The sequence below is a fragment of the Streptococcus sp. 27098_8_74 genome (assembly GCF_041431705.1).
Classification (GTDB): domain Bacteria; phylum Bacillota; class Bacilli; order Lactobacillales; family Streptococcaceae; genus Streptococcus; species Streptococcus salivarius_E.
The window spans coordinates 76,828-100,604 of the sequence record NZ_JAPVYF010000007.1 but is presented as its reverse complement, the minus strand read 5'-3'; the positions used below and the strand labels follow the sequence as shown (position 1 = coordinate 100,604).

At 39.2% G+C, this 23,777-nt stretch carries 19 protein-coding genes and 1 pseudogene; 2 read left to right on the top strand and 18 right to left on the bottom strand.

All coding sequences use genetic code 11. From position 1 onward, the window contains the following. The 11 genes and pseudogenes from O3670_RS04210 to O3670_RS04160 all read right to left on the bottom strand — a co-directional run. Positions 1–3,838 (bottom strand): CshA/CshB family fibrillar adhesin-related protein (locus O3670_RS04210; protein WP_371595829.1); only part of this gene is annotated, 3,838 nt, incomplete at its 3' end. Positions 3,839–4,586: 748 nt separating this feature from the next. Beyond that, positions 4,587–6,089 (bottom strand): pyruvate kinase, encoded by a 1,503-nt coding sequence (pyk, locus tag O3670_RS04205; RefSeq protein WP_002890793.1) that lies wholly within the window; start codon positions 6,087–6,089, stop codon positions 4,587–4,589. Positions 6,090–6,158: 69 nt separating this feature from the next. Beyond that, positions 6,159–7,178: a 6-phosphofructokinase gene (pfkA, locus tag O3670_RS04200; protein WP_013990713.1), complete on the bottom strand. Its 1,020-nt coding sequence runs from the start codon at positions 7,176–7,178 to the stop codon at positions 6,159–6,161. A gap of 91 nt (positions 7,179–7,269) precedes the next feature. Then, on the bottom strand, positions 7,270–10,380 hold the full coding sequence (locus O3670_RS04195; protein WP_371595828.1) for a DNA polymerase III subunit alpha: 3,111 nt from the start codon (positions 10,378–10,380) through the stop codon (positions 7,270–7,272). Positions 10,381–10,548: 168 nt separating this feature from the next. Continuing rightward, positions 10,549–11,139, bottom strand: a complete 591-nt coding sequence (gene leuD, locus O3670_RS04190) for a 3-isopropylmalate dehydratase small subunit (protein ID WP_002890790.1) — start codon at positions 11,137–11,139, stop codon at positions 10,549–10,551. A gap of 11 nt (positions 11,140–11,150) precedes the next feature. Further along, positions 11,151–12,542, bottom strand: coding sequence for a 3-isopropylmalate dehydratase large subunit (gene leuC, locus O3670_RS04185; RefSeq protein WP_037597711.1), 1,392 nt, complete (start codon positions 12,540–12,542; stop codon positions 11,151–11,153). A 30-nt stretch (positions 12,543–12,572) separates the two neighbouring features. Beyond that, positions 12,573–12,854: a DUF1294 domain-containing protein gene (locus O3670_RS04180; RefSeq protein ID WP_125411889.1), complete on the bottom strand. Its 282-nt coding sequence runs from the start codon at positions 12,852–12,854 to the stop codon at positions 12,573–12,575. A 4-nt stretch (positions 12,855–12,858) separates the two neighbouring features. Then, positions 12,859–13,896, bottom strand: a complete 1,038-nt coding sequence (gene leuB, locus O3670_RS04175; RefSeq protein WP_371595827.1) for a 3-isopropylmalate dehydrogenase — start codon at positions 13,894–13,896, stop codon at positions 12,859–12,861. An 18-nt stretch (positions 13,897–13,914) separates the two neighbouring features. Then, entirely contained in the window at positions 13,915–15,471 is a 1,557-nt protein-coding gene (locus tag O3670_RS04170) for a 2-isopropylmalate synthase (RefSeq protein ID WP_155124013.1), read from the bottom strand. 346 nt (positions 15,472–15,817) lie between these two features. Beyond that, positions 15,818–16,141: pseudogene (locus O3670_RS04165) on the bottom strand (2,3-bisphosphoglycerate-dependent phosphoglycerate mutase); the annotation flags it as partial. Between the two features lie 39 nt (positions 16,142–16,180). Then, the gene (locus tag O3670_RS04160) at positions 16,181–16,570 is read right to left on the bottom strand and encodes a nuclear transport factor 2 family protein (protein WP_107372977.1); all 390 of its coding nucleotides are present in this window, start codon (positions 16,568–16,570) and stop codon (positions 16,181–16,183) included. A 145-nt stretch (positions 16,571–16,715) separates the two neighbouring features. Here O3670_RS04160 and O3670_RS04155 point away from each other — a divergent pair, with 145 nt between their 5' ends. Continuing rightward, on the top strand, positions 16,716–17,045 hold the full coding sequence (locus O3670_RS04155) for a winged helix-turn-helix transcriptional regulator (RefSeq protein WP_002890783.1): 330 nt from the start codon (positions 16,716–16,718) through the stop codon (positions 17,043–17,045). 97 nt (positions 17,046–17,142) lie between these two features. Here O3670_RS04155 and O3670_RS04150 read toward each other — a convergent pair whose 3' ends face one another. Then, positions 17,143–17,835, bottom strand: coding sequence for a phosphoglycerate mutase (locus O3670_RS04150; RefSeq protein ID WP_000240128.1), 693 nt, complete (start codon positions 17,833–17,835; stop codon positions 17,143–17,145). Positions 17,836–18,090: 255 nt separating this feature from the next. On the opposite strand from O3670_RS04150, the gene O3670_RS04145 reads away from it, so the two are divergent. Beyond that, positions 18,091–19,026 carry a dihydroorotate oxidase gene (locus tag O3670_RS04145; protein WP_060971492.1) on the top strand — a complete coding sequence of 312 codons (936 nt, stop codon included), beginning with the start codon at positions 18,091–18,093 and terminating at the stop codon, positions 19,024–19,026. Between the two features lie 62 nt (positions 19,027–19,088). On the opposite strand, the gene O3670_RS04140 is transcribed toward O3670_RS04145, so the two are convergent. The 6 genes from O3670_RS04140 to recN all read right to left on the bottom strand — a co-directional run bounded on the left by O3670_RS04140 (position 19,089) and on the right by recN (position 23,776). Further along, a complete protein-coding gene (locus O3670_RS04140; RefSeq protein WP_002890779.1) occupies positions 19,089–19,289 on the bottom strand; it encodes a hypothetical protein in 201 nt (66 codons plus the stop codon). Positions 19,290–19,348: 59 nt separating this feature from the next. Beyond that, positions 19,349–19,624, bottom strand: a complete 276-nt coding sequence (gene hbs / locus O3670_RS04135) for a non-specific DNA-binding protein Hbs (protein WP_002884048.1) — start codon at positions 19,622–19,624, stop codon at positions 19,349–19,351. 136 nt (positions 19,625–19,760) lie between these two features. Continuing rightward, positions 19,761–20,333 carry a YpmS family protein gene (locus tag O3670_RS04130; RefSeq protein ID WP_037601109.1) on the bottom strand — a complete coding sequence of 191 codons (573 nt, stop codon included), beginning with the start codon at positions 20,331–20,333 and terminating at the stop codon, positions 19,761–19,763. After that, complete coding sequence (locus O3670_RS04125) at positions 20,326–21,201, bottom strand: SGNH/GDSL hydrolase family protein (protein ID WP_037601106.1); 876 nt, start codon at positions 21,199–21,201, stop codon at positions 20,326–20,328. The genes O3670_RS04130 and O3670_RS04125 overlap by 8 nt, the downstream gene beginning before the upstream one ends. Further along, complete coding sequence (gene fakB / locus O3670_RS04120; protein WP_037601103.1) at positions 21,194–22,036, bottom strand: fatty acid kinase binding subunit FakB; 843 nt, start codon at positions 22,034–22,036, stop codon at positions 21,194–21,196. Before fakB ends, O3670_RS04125 begins: the two co-directional genes overlap by 8 nt. 69 nt (positions 22,037–22,105) lie before the next feature. Next, positions 22,106–23,776 carry a DNA repair protein RecN gene (recN, locus tag O3670_RS04115; RefSeq protein ID WP_037601101.1) on the bottom strand — a complete coding sequence of 557 codons (1,671 nt, stop codon included), beginning with the start codon at positions 23,774–23,776 and terminating at the stop codon, positions 22,106–22,108. Position 23,777 lies beyond the last annotated feature (1 nt).

The following is a 23,777-nucleotide window of genomic DNA, read 5'->3' as shown; positions in this document are numbered from 1 at the left end:
CTTCATTGATAGCTACTGTTTTCTCAACGCCATCTACTGTTACAGTTCCACCCTTGAATTCAGGTTTACCAGTTTGTGTCGCACCTTGAATATCAGTTGTTTCAGCTGGTGTAGCTGTTGGGGTTACTGGAACGATTTCTGGTGTGTAAGTTGTATCCACCTTGATACCGTTTGAGCTTTCAGCTTGAACCTTTGCTGGTGTGACTGCACCAGTGTATGATTTATCAGTCGGTGTGAAGGTTACTTGACCAGTGGCTGAATCAATTGAGTAAGTACCAATTTCAGTTGTACCATCAGCGGCATAAGCTGGTGTACTTGTCACTTCATTGCCATCACTATCCAAAAGCGTGTAGCTATTATCTTTGATCGTAATAGCTTTATCTTCACCATTTACTTGGACAGTCGTTCCTGCAAAGCTTGGTGTCCCTGTTTGTGTTGCCCCTTGAATATCTTTAGAAGTTGCAGGGCTTTCAGTTGGAACAGCTGGCACTACAGTTGGTGTATATTTCGCATCTGAAGTAATTATTGCTGTCTTACCATTAGCATTGGTAATAGTCGCAGTTGCTTGAACAGTTACACCTTTTGCTGTTCCAACAAAATCTTTTTCAGGAGTAAATGTCACAGCACCAGTAGTAGGATCGATTGTGTATGTTCCTTCCCCTGCTACTGTTACAGTTGTTTCATCAGTCGGTTGACCAGTTGCGGGATCCACCAATTTCTTGCTTGTGATTTTCGCAGCCTTGTCGTTACTCAACTCAAATGTAGGAGTTTGGGTTTGAGGAACATTTTGAACATCCTCAGAAACCTTGTCTGTAGGAGTCACTGTGATTGGTGTGGCAGTTGGTGTGTACTTAGCAGTTGCAGTCTTAAGAGCATTATCTGGCACTCTACCATCTTTGTCACGACCAACTGGAGCCGTAAGAGAAACTGTTACCCCCTTGGCAGTTCCAGTAAATCCTGGTTCTGGTACAAAAGTAACCTTGCCAGTCAACTCGTCTAGATAGTAAATTCCTTCTCCTTCTACAGTCAAAACAGGATCATTGATGACATTTCCAGTCGCTGGATCGACAAACTTAGCCGGATAATCAAAATCAGGTGTGATTTTAACTTTCTCACCATTACTATTTGTTCCTTCAAGAGCGAATTCTGGCGTACCAGTTTGACTAGCTCCTTGAACATCCGTAGATTTCTTGTCTTCCCCTTCGATATTTTTAGGTGTTACTGTTGGAATGTAAAGACCATCCATATTATCCATCACTTCATTAATTGATGGTAATAATGTTTTATCTTTAGAAACCCAATCAGTTGTATAACCATTATCATCTGTACGACGGATACTTATACCGCTCGCAGTTCCTACAAAGTTATCTTCTGGAGTAAATTCAATATCTACGTTATTACCGTTTGGAGTAATTTTATATTTACCTTCTCCTGGTATTACATAATATCCATCAGCTTTTGGATTTACTACTTGTTTCGTTCTATTATCAATAATAACTGGAGCTACAGTTTGATCGATTTCTGCATTTTTATCACGACTGTACTTGGATAGTCCTTGAGCCGTGAAAGCAACTGTTGCTGTTTGTGTCGCTCCTTGAACATCGATTGTTTCTTTACGTTCACCTTTTGGAGGGAAAGTAATTTGAGTTTTAAAGTCTTCTACTTCTCCAGATAAAGCTAAACCTGTTGGGTTTTCAATATCTGATTGATTACTAGCAATACGAACACGTGTACCTAATTCAGTAACACTTGGATCAATCATTGTTTTTGCATTTCTGAATTCAAGTCTAACTGTTCCATCTTTTGTAACAGTTGCCAAGTCAGAACGTTCATCCTCATCGAATGTTCCATTTTGGTTAAAGTCGATCCAACCGTAAACATACGCTTTAGCAGCACCATCAGTATGTGCTTCAACATCTAAAGTATACGTTCCTGGACGAGTACGGTCTAATTTAATCATATCATTAGTTTGACCTTTTAAGTTATCAGGTACGATTTGATCAACACCTTCATCAGCAGAAATAGTGTTATCATCACCTGTCCAGTCATTTGCGTTATTTTCATCCATATCAGGACTTACAGTTCCTAAGTATGGTTGAGCAAGTTTTGTACCTGTTACACCGTCTACCGTTCCAATTGAGTGTTGTGCTTTTCCATAACTTTCTGGAGCGTCTCCTTCATCAAGAGGGAAGAATCCAAGCATAGCAGATTGTTTACCTGATGATGCGATATAAAGTCCCACTTCTGAAGCTCCTTGAGTCATAACTAGAGGTACTGAAAAACGGCTAGCAGACACGTTCGGTCCGAAAACTCCAGTTCCTAATCCACCCGTAACTTGGTCTGGACTACCAAAGTATTTCCACGCTACTGGTTTTTTATCTGGGCCAACCTCATTAGCATTACGAAGTAATTCCAAGTTTAGTCCTGATATTCTAGCACCATTTACATCAACAAATTTTGATCTACTATAGTTATTTGCGGGATCAAAATAATTGTGTGTGTCTTGAACTACATACGTTTCAGTATTAGAAGCTTTTTTCCATTCTCCGATATGTTTCCAACCAGCACCATTTGTAGTGAATAACACTAATTCACCAGGGTTAGCTGACTCACCATCAGCAGCTACTACTGCAGGTTTTACTGATTTACCACGGAATGTTGCAGAAATCTCAAATTGAACACCGATATTCGCACCATTATACTCTGATGAAATTGTTGTTCGTTTTGAACCAGTATCAATTCCTTCTTGACGAATTTCAGTCCAACGATTTTGAGCGTCTGCTACTACTAATGCTTCTTCTCTGTTTGCGAAAGCTGCTCTAGTTGTAGGATCTCCAATAGTTCCAATGTATCCATTTTTTGCATTTGGATCATATGTAGCTTTTTCAGCTTCTGTAGCACCTTGTGCTTCCATACGATTTTTATAAATTTCAGTTGCTTGGAATGGTTTAAGACTCTTAACCTTAATGTTAACTATATATCCAGGCATAATTTCTTTAGTGTAAGTTGATCCTACTTGAAGAGCTGTTCTACCGTCTTTAGATGTTGTAGTATTGGTCCAAGCAGTTGTATCTCCAAAATCTAACCAGTTAATTTGTTTAACTAGTTCTTTTGCATTAATTTTAGAAAATTCTGTTGGTTTTTCAACTTTTGGAGTTGAGGTTGCATCTTCTACATCATCACCAATCAAGCTTTCGTCATTAGGGTCACCGATTGCACGACGTGTACGACGGCGACCAGAAGTTTCTGCTGTTACAACAGGTTGCTCTAGAGCAGACGCTTCGGCACCACTTGAAAGAGCATTCGTTGTAGAAGCTTCTGCTTGAACGTCCACACCTTGTGCTTCAGATGCTGTTTCTGAAGCAGTTGTCTCAGATGATGCTGGTGTAACAGAGGCTGTCGTTGAAACTCCCGTAGTATTGCCTACACTTGTAGAGCCAGCAACACTAGTGGTAGATGCTGCAGTAGTTGCTGACGTTGATGTAGCTGCTTGAGATGTAGTCTCACTAGAAGCTTGTGTTGTAGACGTTTCAGAAGTAGCTGCGCTAGCATTTGAAACTGTTTGAGACTGACTATTAGTCTCAGAAATTGATAAGAAATTTGCGACTTCCGTCGAAGCTTGAGCAGCAACAGCATTCTGAGAAGATGTCTCATCACTCACTGTAGCAGTAGTGCTAGCTACATCTCCTGCTTGGACTTGGTTAGCTGTTTCATCGGCAGATACTTGACTAGCAGTACCAACCATAACCAGAGTCCCAAGAAGAACGGAGCAAACCCCTACATTCAGCTTACGAATCGAAAATCGACTTATACGATCATTAAATAAATCTTTACCCACTTTGGTAATCCTCCACACTTATACTATTAAGTATCTCACCCCTCAATGAGATTAAAAGTATTTAAAAATACTAATCGTTAAATATTCTAACAAAATTCCTAATATTTGTGAAAAGAAATGCTCTTATTTTCAATTTTTTTATAAGGTTCACTTAAAAATAATCATGTAAACAATAGAATGATTATAGATATCACTATTTTTATAAACGTTTCAATTAATAATTTTATAATTATTTACTTTTAGAATTGTCAGTAAAAAGAAACTTATGATTTCATTTTTTTCAAAAATCGATTTTCAGAATTAATAATTCATTAGAACTTTTAAATTAGTAAGTCATTATTGAAATAAAAATGGTTGGTTATCAACTCAGTCCTTCTAAAAAAGATAGCTTATAACCATCTTAACTATAGTTTAGAAGCCTATTTAACGACATTTTTTATCCTGTTGTTTTCAAGAAAAGCAAAATTTCTTTGAAAAGATAATTTCCCACTTCGCTAAATACTTTCTAAGTCATATGACACTTAGAACTAAATCTGTTGAAAATACAAACCAAATCAGCCATCTTGCTTTAAACCATTTGGAATAAGTATGATATTCTTCACTTTTTCACTTGTTATTATTATCCAATTGATTTAGCTACCTACGAAAAAAGCTCTATAATCTCTTCAATAGTTTAACCTACTAAATCGATTATAGAGCCAAAAAAAGAAGATCCAAAGACCTTCTTTCAATTTAAGTTCTACTTAAATTATTTTACTGTGCGGATACGCATAGTGTTTGTACCACCTGTACCTACTGGAACACCAGCAACGATAACAATGTTATCACCAGATTCTACAAGACCTGATTCCAATGCAACTTTTTCAGCAACATCAAACATATCATCAGTTGAGCTTGGTTTTTCAGTAACTACTGGAATAACACCCCAGTTAAGCATCAATGATTTTTGAGTAATTTCATCGAATGTTACAGCCAAGATATCAGCTTCTGGACGGTATTTAGAAATCAAACGAGCAGTGTTACCTGATTCAGTAAGAGCAACAACAAGTTTGATATCCATTGAGTTAGTAGCATCTTTAACTGCAGACGCAACTACTTCAGTCTTAGTTGAACGGTCAAATGTTGATGAATCAAGACGACCATACTCTTTAAGAAGAGTTTGAGCGTTTTTATCAATTGTAGCCATTGTACGAACTGATTCAACTGGGTATTTACCATTTGCAGATTCACCAGAAAGCATTGTAGCATCTGTACCATCGATAACTGCGTTGAATACGTCAGATACTTCAGAACGAGTTGCACGTGGTTTTTCTGTCATTGTTTCAAGCATGTTAGTAGCTGTAACAACAACTTTACCAGCAGCGTTTACTTTTGTGATGATCATTTTTTGGTAAACTGGAACCATTTCGAATGGTACTTCGATACCCATGTCACCACGAGCGATCATGATACCGTCAGCAGCTTCGATGATTTCATCAATGTTATCGATACCTTGTTGGTTTTCGATTTTAGCCAACAATTGAACGTGACCATTACCAGTTTCTTCACAGATAGCACGAACTTCTTGTACATCTTTTGCAGTACGTACGAATGAGATAGCGATAAAGTTAAGACCTTGTTCAAGACCAAAACGGATATCAGCGTTATCACGTTCAGCAAGTGCTGGGAAAGGAATTTTAGTGTAAGGGATGTTTACACCTTTTTGTTTAGCAATGATACCATCATTTTCAACATCAACGATGAATTCACGTTTTTCAGCATCTTTGTCTACAACACGAAGACCAAGTTTACCATCATCGACAAGAACTTGTTTACCAACTTCTACATCGTCAAAAACGTCAAGTGCACCTGCAACGTTCAAAGCGATAACGTCGCGAGTTGATTTGATACCTTGTTTAGTAGCAACACGAATTTGTTCACCAGTTTTGTATGCATACTCTTTAGCATCACCTTCGAACAATTCAGTACGGATTTCAGGTCCTTTTGTATCAAGAAGGAAACCTACTTTTTGACCAGCAAGGTCTTCTGCCATACGAACGACATCCATACGTTCACCTTGTTCAGCGTGGTCACCATGTGAGAAGTTGAAACGGAAAACGTTGGCACCTTCCTTGATCAATTGAGCAATGTTTTTAGCAGATGCTTCACGGTCAAGTTTTTCACCCCAGTAACCATCTTCACCAAATTTTTTGCCGCCACGGATTTCAACCGCAGGACCAAGTGTTGCAACGATTTTTACACGTTTATTCATGATAAATAAAACTCCCTTATATTTTTTGTCGCATTAGCGACGGTTTAACAATAATTTAAGTAACTGAGATTAGCTCAAGTTAGACAATGAACGGTTAAGGTCTGCAAAGTCAAGACGTGCTTTGTGAGGATTATTGACGATAATTTTACCGTCTTCAGTAAGACTGAACAAAGCTCCTTCTTCTGCTGTACCAAGGATTGGGCTTTCAACAAGCTCTTCATTGTGGATACCAACAGCTACACCACCAATACCTTGTTTAAGGAGGTCAACCGCATGTGCACCCATCCATGAAGCAAGAACACGGTCACGCGCAGTTGGTGAACCACCACGAACCACGTGTCCAATGTTTGTTGCACGAAGATCTGAAGTATCTCCAGCTTCTTTCATTTTAGCAGCAAATTCTTCAGCACCCATGACACCTTCAGCAACTACGATTACGTGGTGAGTTTTAGCACCTGATTCGTAACCTTCTTTAACTTTACGTACAACTTCGTTAATATCATACTCTTCTTCAGGTACGATAATTTGGTCTGCACCAGAAGCAATACCAGCCCAAAGAGCGATATCACCAGCGTTACGTCCCATAACTTCAACGACAAAAGTACGTCCATGACTGAAAGCAGTGTCTTGAATCTTATCGATAGCTTCTGTTGCTGTTGCAACAGCAGTATCAAAACCAATTGTGTAGTCTGTACCAACGATATCGTTATCGATAGTTCCTGGAAGACCAACAGCTGGGAAACCATGTTCAGTCAAACGCATAGCACCATGGTAAGAACCATCTCCACCAATAACTACTACACCTTCGATTCCATGTTTTTTAAGTTGCTCAATACCTTTAAGTTGACCCTCAAGTTGGGCAAACTCAGGATAGCGAGCAGACTGAAGGAAAGTTCCACCACGGCTGAGGATGTTGTCTACGCCTTTGGCATCAAGTTGGAAGATATCTCCTTCAACCATACCAGCGTATCCACGGTTAATGCCGAAGACCTCAATTCCTTCAGAAATTGCTTTGAGAACAACTGCACGAGCGGCAGCGTTCATACCAGGGGCATCTCCACCACTAGTCAAAACAGCAATACGTTTCATTATTCCTGATACTCCTTTTATATATTTAACATTTTCATTATAACACAAAGAATTCTAAATGGCTTTAAATTTGAAAAGATTTATTATTTTTTTACCGTAAAACCGTTTTCAGCACATAAGGTGCTAATTCCTGATTTAGTTCCTCGTTCTTAGTTACTCTGTATCTTTGACTAACGATAGTTTCCTTACTTCCTTGATAACGGATAATGACAGGAATGTGTCCAGGATACTTAGCTAATATTTGAGAAACTTCTATGTCTTTATCATGATTCTCAAGTAAAATCCAGAAACGCTCCGTGCTAGCTTCCTCCATGTTTGACAAGATTAACTGAATGCGTCCATCACGCTCTTGGGTCCGTCCATCAAGATAAAAGAGACCACCTTCACTTAATTTATCCTTATGATAGAAATAAGTTTCTGGAAATAGGGTAACATCAAGTTTATTGATCCCATCAGTGACGTTCAGAAAGGCCATCTGATCACCTTTTTTAGTTCTGATAATTCGAACGGATTCTATCTGAACTAAAACCGTTGCCTTAGTATTAACAGCCAAATCAGAAATGGCTTGATAGGGACGAGAGGCCATTTTTTGAGCCAAGTGTAAAGGATGGGGGCTAAGCCCAACTCCTAGTAACTCCTGTTCTAAATTATAACGATCCGTCTGACTATAGTCTTCATAATCAACCCAAGAGTAAGATGACTCTGCAAACAAACTTCCTAACTCATTGACAAAAGTAAAGAGGTTGCTTAAATTACCAATGATTTTCTGACGATTTGGTTCAAAAATATCAAACAAACCAATCTGGATAAGAGGTGTCAGACTATCGGCTTTCTGATATTTGCTAGGAATACGTGTCAAAAAGTCTTCTATAGAAATGTATTTACCATTTTGTTTGCGATCCTCAATAATCCAAAGGGCAAAATCTCTTGGCAAGCCTTTGATAGTCTTAAGACCTAATACAATCTTTCCATCTGAAATTTTGTCCAGATAGGGAATTCTATTAATATCAAGGCTGGCTATAGAAAATCCATTTTCAATTGCATCCTTAATGTAATCACTAGACGAATAGTTTAACATGACGTCATAGAAAATCTGAGGGTAATGCGTTTTGAAATAGGCTAATTGAAAGGCTAGTGCTGAATAAGCATAGGCATGACTTCTATTAAAGCCATAACCTGCAAACTTAGCCATCATACTAAAGAGTCGTTCAGCAATCTGTGGGTCACGTCCCAACCGACGACTTCCTTCCATGAACTCTTCGGACATCTTGGACATTTCATTGGCATCTTTTTTCGACATTGCTCGACGAAGCAAATCGGCTTTTCCGAGTGTAAAGCCTGCAAATACTTGGGCAATCTGCATAACCTGCTCCTGATAAAGCATGATGCCATACGTAGGCTCAAGGATTGGTGCAACTACTGGATCAATCAAATCTACTTTTTCCTTACCATACTTACGAGCGATGAAATTATCTGTATAATCGCTAGCTCCAGGTCGGTTAAGAGAGGTTGTCGCTACCACTTCTTCGAACTTAGCGGGTTTAATCCGTTTAAGAAGGTTAATAGCACCCGCCTGCTCAAACTGAAATATTCCCTTAGTTTTACCCTTGGCAAAAAGAGCTAGGGTCTGTGGATCTTCCAAATCAATTGATTTGATATCTATAGCGACTCCCTGCTCTTCTTCAAGTTTCTCCTTCATTTTTTGAACAAAGGTCAAATTACGGAGACCCAAGAAATCCATCTTAAGCAAGCCATTGGCTTCGACTGCGGAGGCATCATACTGAGTAATCATCATATCCTCACCAGCTTTTAGAGGAATATGGTTGGTCAGGTCATCGTCACTCATCACAATACCAGCAGCATGGATTGAGGTCTGTCTTGGCTGACCTTCAATAGCCTTAGCAATCTCAAAAGCCCTCTGAAATTCTTGTCTTTGATTAATCAACTGTCTAAATGACATATTCTTCTCATAAACAGAGGTCAAGGTGTCACGAAAAGAAATCTTTTTACTAAGTTGTGACAGTTCAAATTCCTTGGCTCCGAAACGTTTAAAAACATCTCGGATAGCCTGTTTGGCCCCAAAAGTTGAAAAAGTAACAATCTGAGCAGAGTGTTTACTACCATAACGGTCCCTAACATAATGAAGAAACTCACTTCGATAGATATCAGGCAAGTCGATATCTATATCAGGCATGCTATAACGTTCTTCATTTAGAAAACGCTCAAAAAGCAAGTCATTTTTAACGGGATCAATTCCAGTAATATCAAGGACATAAGCCACCAAGCTTCCTGCAGCAGACCCACGTCCCATTCCCATATAATAACCACGGCTACGCCCAAAGCGTAATAAGTCCCAGACAATCAAGAAATAATCATCAAAGCCCATCTGATGAATGATAGACAATTCTTTGTCTAAACGTTCCTGATAAACTGCTCCGCTTAACTTTTTAGTTTCTAATCCAGATTGAGCTAATTGACGTAATTGGTCAACTGCTGGCATATCACGATTAAAACGAGGAAGCTTCAAATCCGTATCAAATTGATAAGTAATGTCTGAAACAAGTTGCTCCAAATTGTTCAAAGCCTCTGGAATATCACTATATGCACTTTCCATTTCTTGAGGCGAGAAAAGAAGCTGATTCATAGGACAAATAGAGGCCTCTGACAAGGAAACGTTTTGTGAGATGGCATGCAACATCTGAATCGTCGAGCGGTCTGCATTCTCAAAATAACGCACTGTACGTAAAGGAATTACAGGATAATCAAACTCTTTGCCAGCATCTTCTGGCCTTATCCCAATAAAAACCTCTGAACCAAGAGTCATCCCTGGCTCCCAGTCTTCACTCGGAAGGATGAGGGCAATAGCATTTAGATAGTCCGAAAAAGCTGTAAACTCGCGTTGCCCTGAGGAGAGCTCTGTTGCCAACTTCATCAAATTTTTATAGCCCTGATTATTTTTTGCTAATAGACGAAAAGGAATTTTTCTTCCCTCGTAAAATAGATTAGCTTCCATACCAATCAAAGGACGTAAACCCTTGCTACTTGCAAACTGAGCAAAATGATAAGCAGCATAGAGATTGTCACGATCCATCAAACCAAGGGCTTGATAGCCAAGCTCTTTGGCACGCTTAATGTAGGTGGTCAAATCTACAACACTATCCATGAAACTATAGACAGATTTTGTATCCAATTGTGCAAACATGAAGGCCTCCTTTCTATCCTTCTATTATAGCATACGCTCCTTGTAAAAACGCCTCTACCATGTTAACTGTTTCAAACAAAAAGAATGAGATAGAACAACACCTTAAACATTGTCCTTATCCCATTCTTTTAAGTCCTCATTATTATTTTACAAACACATCATTGTTTCTTATTGCCAATATGATGGGCGTTGTTTTTCATAGGCAGCAATCAAATCTTCATATTGAAGAGTGATTCCAATATCGTCAAGCCCTTCAACCAATTTACGTTTCCACTCATGATCGATATCAAATGGAAACTCTCCTGCTGAAGATTTAATCACTTGATTTGGAAGGTCAATCGTAATTTCCTCACCTGCAGGAAGAGCAGCCAATTTTTGACGGACTTCCAAGGGTTGAACGATTGGCAACATACCATTCTTCAATTCATTGTTATAGTGAATATCTGAAAATGATCCAGCAATAACACAACGGAAACCGTAGTCTTCCAATGCCCATGCAGCGTGTTCACGAGATGACCCCGAACCAAAGTTATCACCAGTAACCAAAATGGTCGCATCGCGATACTCAGGTTTATTGAAGACGAAATCAGGATTTTCATCGTAATCATCATTAAGGTAACGCCATTCAAACATCAAATTCTTACCGAAACCTTTTTTATCAACAGCTTTCAAGAATTGTTTGGGAATGAGTTGGTCCGTATCGATGTTATCATTCATCAAAGGTACTGATTTCCCTGTATAGACGGTAAATTTTTCCATTATCTTCTCCCTTATGCTTGAACTTCTGGCATATCGCGGACATCTACAAATTTACCAGCGATTGCTGCGGCTGCTGCCATTGCTGGACTACAAAGGTGAGTACGAGCACCATATCCTTGACGTCCCTCGAAGTTACGGTTACTTGTAGATGCACAGTGCACACCTTCTGGAACATGGTCTGGGTTCATACCAAGACACATTGAACAACCTGGATCGCGCCATTCAAATCCCGCATCCATGAAAATTTTATCCAAACCAAGACGTTCAGCTTCTTTCTTAACTGGACGCGAACCTGGAACAACAATAGCTGTCAATGTCGGTGAGATATGTTTTCCTTTAACGAATTTAGCAGCTAACTCAAGGTCGCTAAGACGTGCGTTAGTACAAGAACCAATGAAGACATAGCCAAGATCAATATCTTTAGCATATTCACCAGGCTTAACGTCCATATACTCGTAGGCACGTTCATCATTAAAGTCCTTGATTTCTGGGAATGGTTGATCAAACTCAACACCCATTTCAGGGTTAGTTCCCCATGTAACCATAGGTGCCAATTCTGAAACATCAATAGTAATCACTTTATCATATTCAGCATCTGGATCTGAAACCAAAGTTTTCCAGTCGGCTACTGCTTCTTCGAATTTCTCACCCTTAGGTGCGCATGGACGCCCCTCAACATAATCATAAGTTTTTTGGTCTGGATTCATAAGACCCATCTTAGCACCAAATTCAATAGACATGTTACAGATGGTCATGCGTTCATCCATTGAAAGAGCATCGATAGCTTCACCACAATATTCAACTGCGTATCCTACACCAGCATCAACGCCATAGCGTGCAATCAGTGCAAGAATAAAGTCTTTTGAATAAACACCTGGCTGTGGTTTACCAACAAATTCAACCTTCATTTTCTTCGGTTTCACTTGCCACAAACATTGTGTCGCAAAGACATGTTCTACCTCAGATGTACCAATACCAAAGGCAATAGCACCAAAGGCACCATGAGTAGCCGTATGACTATCTCCACAAACGACAAATTTTCCTGGTTGACTACGACCTGTTTCAGGACCAACCATGTGGACAATCCCCTGACGAGCAGTACCGTGGGTAGCCGCATCAATACCAAATTCCTCAACGTTTTTCGCCAAAGTATCAATTTGGTTTTTAGAAATAAGGTCACGAATGTTAAAAATATCAACCGTAGGAACGTTGTGGTCTGTCGTACCAAAAGTTAAATCTGGGCGACGAACTTTACGTCCAGCATCACGAAGTCCCTGAAAGGCCTGTGGACTTGTAACCTCGTGAATATAATGCTGATCCACATACATCAATTGTGGTTCGCCCTCATTTCCAGTAACGACGTGGCGTTCCCAAAGTTTATCAAAAATTGATTTTCCGCTCATAAAATACTCCAATTATAATCTAAGGATTAGCTAATCCGAAAGTCTTGTTAGAATAAGGTATAAAAGAAAGACATCTATAACAATACCTATAAGCCAACATAGCTTAAAATACCATTTGTTAATTTTATGTCTAAAAAGTCTCCCACCTAGAAAGGCACCAATACCACCAAAGATCAGTGTCTGTAATAATAATGCCTTCTCAGAAATCCGTCTCTTATGTCGGATAGCCTTATGTTTATCAAGGCCATAAACGGATAAGACGACTAAATTCCACACCAACAAAACACTTAGTAACACTAATTTCAGTGTCATGAGTTTAGAGATTGCCAATAATAGCTGCTGTCATTTCAGCAGTCGAAGCCTGACCACCCAAATCACGTGTCAAGATGCCTTGATTCAAGGTCTTATCAACAGCATTTTCAATCAATTCTGCCCCTTCAGTCTCATTGAAACTTTCACGTAACATCATAGCTACTGACAAAATCATTGAAATTGGGTTGGCGATACCTTGACCAGCAATGTCTGGTGCCGAACCGTGGATTGGTTCATAAAGACTTGGACCATTTTCAGAATGACTGGCAGATGGCATAACACCTAAAGTTCCTGGAAGGACACTTGATTCATCAGACAAGATATCACCAAAAAGGTTTTCTGTCACAACTACATCAAAACGAGCTGGGTTGGTAATCATAATCATTGCGGCACTATCAACGAGCTGATGTTCAAGGGTTACATCTGGAAACTCCAAAGCAACTTCATCAGCAACCTTACGCCACAATTTAGAAGTTGCCAAAACATTTTGTTTATCAATGCTAGTGACCTTTTTGCCACGACCTTGAGCAATCTTGAAGGCACGACGCATGATACGACGAATCTCATCTGATGAATAATCATTGATATCGCGAGCCTTATCTTCTTCCAAAATGTGCTCACCAAAGTAAATACCACCTGTGAGCTCACGAACAACGACGAAGTCTACGCCCTCAATACGCTCAGGTTTAAGAGGTGACAAGTGTTTCAAAGCATCAAAGATGCGGACAGGACGGATATTAGCAAAGAGATTCAACTCCTTACGAATGGCCAAAAGTCCTTGTTCAGGACGAACTGGCGCATTGTCATATTTAGGTCCACCAATTGCAGCCAAGAGGATAGCATCTGCTGATTTAGCAGCATCCAAAGTTGACTTAGGAAGTGGATGACCCTCGGCATCAATGCCAGCACCACCAAATGGTTTAGCATCGATGTCGTAATCAAATCCAATTTTTGAAGCTACTTTTTCAAGAACTTCAAGACCTGCTGCCATAATCTCAGGCCCAATTCCATCACCTGAAAGTGTTACAATTTTCTTTGTCATGTTTAACTCCTCTTCGGCTTATGGAAGGTCACGATAAGAAACCTTACGTGCCATCTCACCAGCATTTTCTTTTTGAACCAATGTATTAGCATTGATATAGGCAATTGCTGATGCTTTCAAGACGTCAAAGTCCAAACCAGATGCATTGAAAATAGTATCTGTATCTACATTTTCTACAGTTACAAGTACACGCGCTTGCGCATCAATACCATCAGTTACTGCGTCAATATTATAAGAAGTCAAGCGAACTGTTTGGTTGAAGAATTTGTCAATAGCATTGAAGATAGCTTCAACTGACCCTTGGCCATTTGCCAAAAATTCAACAGATTCACCATCTTCATTAGCCAAGCTTACTGTAGCAGTGATTGTTTCATCAGCATTAGTAGTCAAACGAAGATCTTGGAAGTGGAAACCTTCTGGATTATCTACACTTGTACCAGCAACAAGTGCACGAATATCTGCATCAGTAATATCATGTTTTTTCCCAGCCAAGACTTTAAATTTGGCAAAGAGTGGTTTGATATCTTCTTCCACAAAGTCAAGCTCAAGTTCTTTCAATTTTTCAACAAAGGCATGACGTCCTGACAATTTACCAAGAGGAAGACTGTTACTCTTCACACCTACCAATTCTGGTGTGAAAATTTCATAAGTTTGTGGGTTCTTAAGAACACCATCTTGGTGGATACCTGATTCATGAGAGAAGGCATTTCCACCAACAACAGCTTTATTTTTAGGAACAGGAATTCCAGAGAAGCGAGAAACAAGCTCTGAAGTATTCATTGTTTCATTAAGAACAATATCACTTGTTGCTTGGAAAAAGTCTTCACGAATTTTCAAAGCAACAGCTACTTCTTCAAGAGCAACATTACCCGCACGTTCACCGATACCATTAACAGTTCCCTGTACACGTCCAGCACCGTGTTTAATTGCTGTCAAAGTATTTGCAGTTGCCATACCGAGGTCATCGTGACAGTGAACACCAAAAACAACTTTATGGTCTGATTTAATATTTTCAGTCAAATGATCAAAAATACGTGCAAACTCTTCTGGAGTCGTAAATCCTACTGTATCTGGAATATTAATATATGATGCACCAGCATCAACCGCTGTTTGAACAACTTCAGTCAAGAAATCAAGCTCAGTACGAGTAGCATCCTCTGGTGAAAACTCAACAACTTCAAATTTTGAACGTGCATATGATACATGCTCTTTTACAGCTTCAAGAATTTCTTCTTTTGATTTCTTCAATTTAAACTCACGGTGAATCGGACTTGTTGCGATAAAGACATGAATTTGTGGATACTTGGCATCTTTCAAAGCCTCATAACAAGCATCAATATCAGATTTTACTGAGCGAGCCAAGCCGGTAACAGAAGTTGTTGTCATAGCTTCTGCAATTTGTTTTACTGCCTCAAATGAATCTGGACTAGCTGCAGGGAAACCTGCTTCGATTACAGAAATTCCCCATTTTTCAAGTTGCTTAGCAATGGCAACTTTTTCTTTGATTGAGAAGTTAACTCCAGGTGTTTGTTCCCCATCACGAAGACTTGTATCAAAAAATTCAACTTTACGCATAGACAATCCTCTTTCTAAAAGTAAAAACGATAGTAGTAAAAAAACATCTCACTCGGAAACCCAAGCGAGATGTTTTTCCCTCCCGCTTGGTAAGCCAAACAGGACTAATGCTTTTGCACTAGCCCTCATTACGCAATAGCAAAACAGTTGTAGTTGCGAATGTCATTTGACTCATTTCCTTTCGATGTATCTTGGTTAATATGATACATCTTTCCAACTTGAAAGTCAAGGAAAAATTACTGAATTGACTGACTTTTCTGACCGTTTTTTACAATTTTTTTCAGAAAAACAAAAAAGCTGACCGAAGTCAACTTTTTATTTGTTAATGATAACTACTTATCTCAGCTTATTTTCCGAGGTAGTATTCGTTAACAACGTTCAATTTTTCGTCAAATTCGAATACCAATGGTGGGAAGTTTGGAATTTCAACATCCATGATTTCGTCATCTGACAATTGTTTGATGTGTTTTACAAGGGCACGGATTGAGTTACCGTGTGCACCTACGAATACGTTTTTACCATCTTTAAGAGCTAGAGCGATTTTATCTTCCCAGAATGGAAGGACACGTTCCAAAGTAACTTTCAAGTTTTCAGCATCTGGAATTACTGAGTCATCAAGTGAAGCGTAACGACGATCAGTGTGTGCTGAGTGCTCATCATCACGATCCATAAATCAAATTTCATTTCAGATTATAGATTAATTTACTGTCTAACCCCAGAAAGCATCTTCTACTGCTTGATCTGATGAAAAGAGCCAAACTTCCTTGATCTTTCCATTATCCATGCGAAAAAGATCAATACCATTCATGTTGAGTTCCTCGCCGTCTGGGCGAGTTCCAACAAAGGTCACATTGGCTGCTACAAGGTCAATATTTTCAGACACCCAGTTAGTCAATACTTTGAAGGTACCGTTTGTTTTTTCTGAAAATTGAGCCAAGTGTGCTCCAAGTGCTTCTTTTCCAACAACTGTACCGGAATTACTATGCTGACCTGGCTGGTGCCAGATAATATCATCTGCCATAGTCTCAAAAACAGCTGGAAAATCACCTGTTATAAGACCATTGTTATATGCATTAAAAATTTCTAAATTTACTGACATGAGTTACTCCTCGTTTCTTTTATTTATGATATAATATTATCACTTACTAACAAAAAGACAAGTAGGCACTTTATTGTTATCTAGTATCAAATACGATACTATTATTGTCAAATAAGAGAATAATTTTAAAAAATTTGGAGGAATTATGGTAACCAAAGTCAGTGAATACGGAATTTGTCCTTTTGCCACGACGCAGCGTGTACTAACAGGCAAATGGGCTCTAGTCATCATCTATCAACTCAGTACGGGCACTAAGCGTTTTAATGAACTACAACGTCTAATTCCTGGCATTACCCAAACCATTCTAACACGACACCTCAGACAGCTCGAGAAGGATAAAATCGTGGAGCGTAAAGTCTATGCTGAAGTTCCCCCACGGGTCGAATACAGTCTAACTGAAATGGGTAGAAAATTTCAAGGTGTCCTAGATGCCATTGAAAGTTGGGGACTGGAGTATATCGAAACTCTAGACTAATTATCTCCTTGGTTCATCTCACCTTACAAAGTGAGACGAACCGAGAGTCACTTCTCAAAAAAAAGGTGGAATAAATCCCGCCTTTTATCTTTTATAATTATTTTCCGAGGTAGTATTCAGAAACAACGTTCAATTTTTCGTCAAATTCGAATACCAATGGTGGGAAGTTTGGAATTTCAACATCCATGATTTCGTCATCTGACAATTGTTTGATGTGTTTTACAAGGGCACGAATTGAGTTACCGTGTGCACCTACGAATACGTTTTTACCATCTTTAAGAGCTGGAGCGATTTTATCTTCCCAGAATGGAAGGGCACGTTCCAAAGTCACTTTCAAGTTTTCAGCATCTGGAATTACTGAGTCATCAAGTGAAGCGTAACGACGGTCAGTGTGTGCTGAGTGCTCATCATCACGATCCATTGCTGGAGGCAATACATCGTATGAACGACGCCAGATGTGAACTTGCTCATCACCAAATTGCTCAGCAGCTTCTGCTTTGTTTTTACCAGTCAAACCACCGTAGTGACGTTCGTTCAAGCGCCATGATTTTTCAACTGGAACCCAAAGTTGGTCAGATGCTTCAAGAGCCAAGTTAGTTGTTTTGATCGCACGTTTCAATACTGAAGTGTATGCTTGGTCAAATTCGATACCAGCTTCTTTAATCAATTTACCAGCGTCGATAGCTTGTTGAGTACCTTTTTCAGAAAGATCTACGTCAGCCCAACCTGTGAAAAGGTTAGCTTTGTTCCATTCAGACTCACCGTGGCGAGCGAAAACCAATTTTACCATTAGTTATGTCTCCTTTTTATTTTGGGTTAAACCCATTTACTGTATCTATTCTACCCAAAAAACCTTGAAAAAGCTAGCAAAATCCAAAAAATTCTGTAAAATTCTATTGCCTCTTGTCTTGGCAAAAAGAGACGATATCAGAATTTCGTTTTAGAGGCTTTAGCCCGTCCAATATTTCCTTGTTTTAGGCCCCTTTTCATGCTAAAATGAGATGAAATAGTAACATTTTACTTTGTGATCTTTAAGGAGGATCTTATGGTTTCTACTGCTACAAAAGTTGGTCAGTTTACATTTGATAACTGTCTTATGAATGCCGCTGGTGTTCATTGTATGACTAAGGAAGAATTGGCAGAGGTTGAGGCTTCAGCTGCAGGTTCATTTGTCACAAAAACCGGAACACTTGAGGCCCGTCCCGGTAATCCTGAACCACGTTATGTGAATGTTCCTCTTGGGTCAATCAACTCAATGGGATTGCCAAATAACGGTTTCGAATACTACCTTGACTATGTCATTGAATTACAAAAGCAACCCAATACAAAAAATCATTTTCTTTCTCTCGTTGGTCTTTCACCTGAGGAAACACACACCATTCTTAAAAAAGTTCAAGAAAGTGACTATGAAGGGCTGGTTGAACTCAACCTTTCATGTCCTAACGTTCCGGGTAAACCTCAAATCGCTTACGATTTTGAAACAACAACAGAGATCCTAACTGAAGTCTTTTCTTACTTTACGAAACCTCTTGGTGTGAAATTACCACCATACTTTGATATTGTGCACTTTGATCAAGCTGCTGCCGTTTTCAACCAATTCCCACTTGTCTTTGTTAACTGTGTGAACTCAATTGGTAATGGCCTTTACATTGAAGATGAGTCTGTTGTCATCAAACCTAAGAATGGTTTTGGTGGTATAGGTGGTGACTACATCAAACCTACTGCCTTGGCAAACGTTCATGCTTTCTACCAACGTTTGAAACCTGAAATCCAAATTATTGGTACTGGTGGTGTAAAATCTGGTCGTGATGCTTTTGAACACATCCTTTGTGGCGCAAGTATGGTACAAGTTGGTACTGCCCTTCAAAAAGAAGGTGTCGCTATTTTTGACCGTATTACTAAAGAACTTAAAGAAATCATGGAAGAAAAAGGTTACGAAACTCTTGAAGACTTCCGAGGAAAACTTCACTACATCGACTAGTCTATAAAAAAAGTTTGGAAAATCTTCCAAACTTTTTTTGTTATTTGATGAGGATTCTCTTATTAGACAAGACCATCATCATCGCGTTCATCCCAGTCTTCAAAAGGGTCCTTGCCCTCTTTTTCAGCTTGAAGACGTTTCTGACGCGCTTCTTCAATTTGTTCTTCACTTGGCTTCATCAGTTTGCTAATAGCAACAATACCTGATAGTTTAATAACAGTAAAAACCAAAAGAAAAATCAATACCACTGTTATGGTTTTCATAGATTCCCTTAACTTATTTCGTATAAATCAAAACCCCTAAAATCTTAGGGGTTTTTACATTATTTAACTGCGTCTTTAAGAGCTTTACCAGCTTTAAATGCAGGAACTTTAGAAGCTGCGATTGAGATAGCTTCACCAGTTTGTGGGTTACGACCTTGACGAGCAGCACGTTCGCGTACTTCAAAGTTACCGAAACCAATCAATTGTACTTTTTCACCTGCAGCAAGAAATTCTTCGATAGAAGCGAAAACTGCATCTACAGCTGCTGCTGAATCTTTTTTAGTAAGCTCAGTTGCTTCTGCAACTTTAGCGATCAAATCTTGTTTGTTAGCCATTGTAACAATCCTCCAATTTATTTCTAAGCGAATAGTTTTTTTAGCGCTTGAACAAGTATTATCTTATCCTAAAAGACCTATGAGGTCAAGTAATAAACGCTAATTTAATCGCTTTTTTGCAAAAAGTAAAGGCTTTTTAATTTATTGTCTTATAGATGTCAAATTCGATACGGTCATTAACCAAATCTAGGCTTTGAGCACGTGCTGTTATCCCCTTCTCATTCTTCATAGACTGAATATTTAGGGTAACCTTTCCCTTCTTACTATCGATTGCGATGTAATCAGGAAGGTTAGTCGAACGTTTAATCATCTTAAGGACATCCGAAACAGGCAGTTTCAAGGTTCCAGCTGAAAGCTCAGAAACATGCAGTACAATTGCTCCTGATTCACTAACAACCGGCGTAAAATAGACATATAGAGGAACAGGATGACCTAAAACCTTATAGCTACTTTCAAAAACAATTTTAGAATTGGTAACCTTGACCTTGAAACGCATCTTATCAGTCGAATAATCCTGGGCAAAGCCTGTAAGAGCAGCGTCAAGCTCATCCTTAGTCATACTATATTTTCCAATTTTAGTTGCTCCCTTGGATAGAGATACAGAACTTGTCGTCTCCACTGGAGTCATGATTCTATATGTCACAACACTTACTAAGGCTAGATTTAAGGCCAAGAGTCCTAAAAATAGCCATTTCCATATCTTACTCACCTGACCACTCCTTTTTTGTTTGGTTAATACGTTTCAAAATGGCATCTGACATAATTTGATAACCTGTATTATTTGGATGAAAATGATCATCCTCAAAAAGAGCATCGTTCAGACTATCTTGAGAAGATTTACTAGACTGAGAGGTATCATCAGAACTTGTAACACCGCCCTTACCATCAATTCCCTTATAAAGCAAATCATTTACAGGAACAAAATACACATTATCGTACTCTTTGCACACCTCTTCAGTAGACTGGTTCCAATTATCTACAATCGTTTGCATTTCTGTCATCTCTGGAAAATTAAGATAAAAAGGATTGTAAATACCAACAATATAAATTGGCAATGTTTTATTTTCCTTGCGGGCTAGCTCAATAATCTGTTCTAATCTCTTTTGATAGGCCTGAGCAGGCTTAGTGAAGGTAGCTACATTAAGATTCGTGATATTGTCCTTAATGACATGGATTACATCATTACCACCAACTGTCAGAGTCATCACTTTAGCCTTTTTGAGATCTCTTTGAATATCCTTCTTTTCTTGCATTCTTTTGAGAATTTGATTACTCGTATTCCCCGCAATACCGTAGTTACGAGAAGTCACTTGCCAGTCAAAATCTGACTCTAATGCCTGTGATAGCACAGGAACGAATCCTCCTTGATTACTACTATCACCTACCCCTTGAGTAAGGGAATCACCAATAGCAACATAGGTCACATTTTCATTTTTGATAGATTTAATCTTTTCTGCAATTTTTGATGACTGATGCGTACTAGGAACGATAAAAATGAAGAGGCCTACAAATAAGAGAAAAAGCAAGAAGAAGCCTACGAGGCTTCTAACTAATTCTGATTCTTTCCACTTATTCATAACGAACCATTACGGCAAAGGCGCCTTCACCAGTGTGCGTTTGAATGATGGAACCAGTCTCAAGGATTGAAATTGGAGCACCCAAAACCTCAAGTTTTTCAGCCAGTTCATGTGCTAAATCAGGTGTCCCTGCATAAGAAATACCAATCTCTGCCACTTTTAGGTCCTTATCCTTGATACCATTAATATAAGAATCTAACCATTTCGTGAAAGTCTTAGCTCCTCGCCCCTTAGCAACCGTATTCAACTGATAGTCTTTCAACTCCATGATGACACGGATATTGAGTAATGAAGACAGAAGACCTGTTACACGTCCAATACGACCACCTTTGACCAGATTCTCAAGGGTAGAAACACCAATATGAAGTTCTGATTTATTTTTCACTTCTTCAACATGGGCTACAATCTCATCAAGACTAGCTCCTGCTTCAGCTAATTTAGCTGCCTCAACAACTTGAAACTTGAGGCATTGATCCGTAAAGCCTGAATCGATGACAGTTACATCTGCTCCTGAAAGACTAGCTCCTTGACGTGAGGCTTCACATGTCCCAGAGAGTGTGTGCATAATGTGGATTGCCACAATTTGTTCTGCACCTTCTTTGACAAGATTTTCATATGTCTCAGCAAACAAACCTACAGGTGGTTGGCTTGTCTTTGGTAACTCTTTACTATGCTTCATCATTTCCAAGAAACGGCCTTCTTCTCGAAGGTCACTATCTGAATAGATGACACCGTCCACCATTACCGACAATGGGACAACAGTGATATTATATTTTTTAACCAATTCTGGTTCAATCGTGATTGACGAATCGGTTACAATTCTGATTTTACTCATAATTTTCTCGCTTAACACAAATTTTTATTCTATTATAGCATGACTGGAAAGTTTTTCCCAAGTCTTTTCCTAAAGAGAGTCATCCACCTTTAACAAAGCTCTTGCTTGGCTCAAGGCAGCCTCCGTCACGTTATCACCTGCTAACATCTTAGCGATTTCTTGCACCCTTTCCTCAGGTGTCAAAAGACGAACACGAGAGACAGTTGTCTCATTATCGCTTTCCTTAGAAATAAAGAACTGATAATCAGCAATAGCAATAACTTGCGGAAGGTGACTGATGGCCAAGACCTGACCATGACTCCCAATCTTATGAATCTTCTGAGCGATGGCTTGGGCAACACGTCCTGAAACGCCAGTGTCAACCTCATCAAAGACGATACTTGTTTTATCTTCTTTGCGGGCAAAGGCTGACTTAATTGCTAACATGAGTCGAGATAATTCACCACCTGAAGCTACCTTAACAAGCGGTTTAAAGCCTTCACCTGGATTGGTTGAGATGTAAAACTCAACCTGCTCATTACCATCACGATTAAATTTCCCCTTAGTAAAGGTGACTTTAAAATCAGCCTTATCCATATAGAGGTCGCATAACTCGTTCTTAATCTCAGCTTCAAGAGCCGTAGCAATTTGATGGCGTGCTGTTTGTAGGGTCTCCGCAGACGCAAGCAGGTCCTTTTCAAGTTGCTTAAGCTCTTGTTCCATAGCATCTGACGAGCTAGAGTTTCCTGTCAGAAGATTGTATTCTTTACTTGAATTTTCCAGATAATCCAAGACGTCATCGACAGTCCCACCATATTTACGAGTAATGGCATTAATGGTATCTAAGCGGTGTTCAATCTCTTGTAAACGCCCAGCATCAAAGTCCAGATTATCCAAAAAATCACCTAGTTGCTTAGTGACATCTTCCAGAACATAATAGGCTTCTGATAGATTTCCAGAGAGTTCTTTGTAATCAGAGTCATACTCTTCAAGAGACTGGAGGTCATTCATGGCAGAACGAACATTTGAAAGGCTTGAAAAATCCTCATTATCCAGCATGACATAGGCATTTGTTAAGGTATCAGCAATCTGCTTATGATTAAGAAGCTTGTCTCGCTCCTGCATCAAAGCCAAATCTTCTCCTGATTTTAGAGAGACTGCTTCAATTTCTGCAATCTGAAAAGCTAGCATTTCAATTCGAGCCTTATGCTCCTGCTCATTTTTCTGCTTTTCAAGAACAGCTTTTCTTAACTCACGATAGCGGTCAAAATACTCCTGGTACTCTTTCTTAGTCTGGAAAAATTCCTTGTCACCAAAGGCATCAAGCATGGTAATATGCAGAGCAGGTTTCATAAGCTCTTCCTGGTCATGTTGTCCATGGATATCTACCAAGAAGTGCCCAACAGCTTTAAGTGTCGTTAAATTGACCATCTGCCCATTGATGCGACTAACACTTCTACCATTTTGGAAGATTTCACGACGGATAATCAATTCATCCTCAACAGGAATCCCATTATCTTCCAAGATACTAACCAAGGCAGGATTTTGTTCGATTGAAAAGAAGCCCTGAATTTCAGCCTTAGATGCTGAATGACGGACGACCTCACTAGAAGCCCTAGCACCCAACATAAGATTCATAGCATCTATAATAATGGACTTACCAGCACCTGTTTCACCAGTAAGGACGGTCATACCATTCTCAAAGTTTAGAGAAATCTCTTCAATAATTGCGAAATTCTTTATCGTAATTTCGAGAAGCATA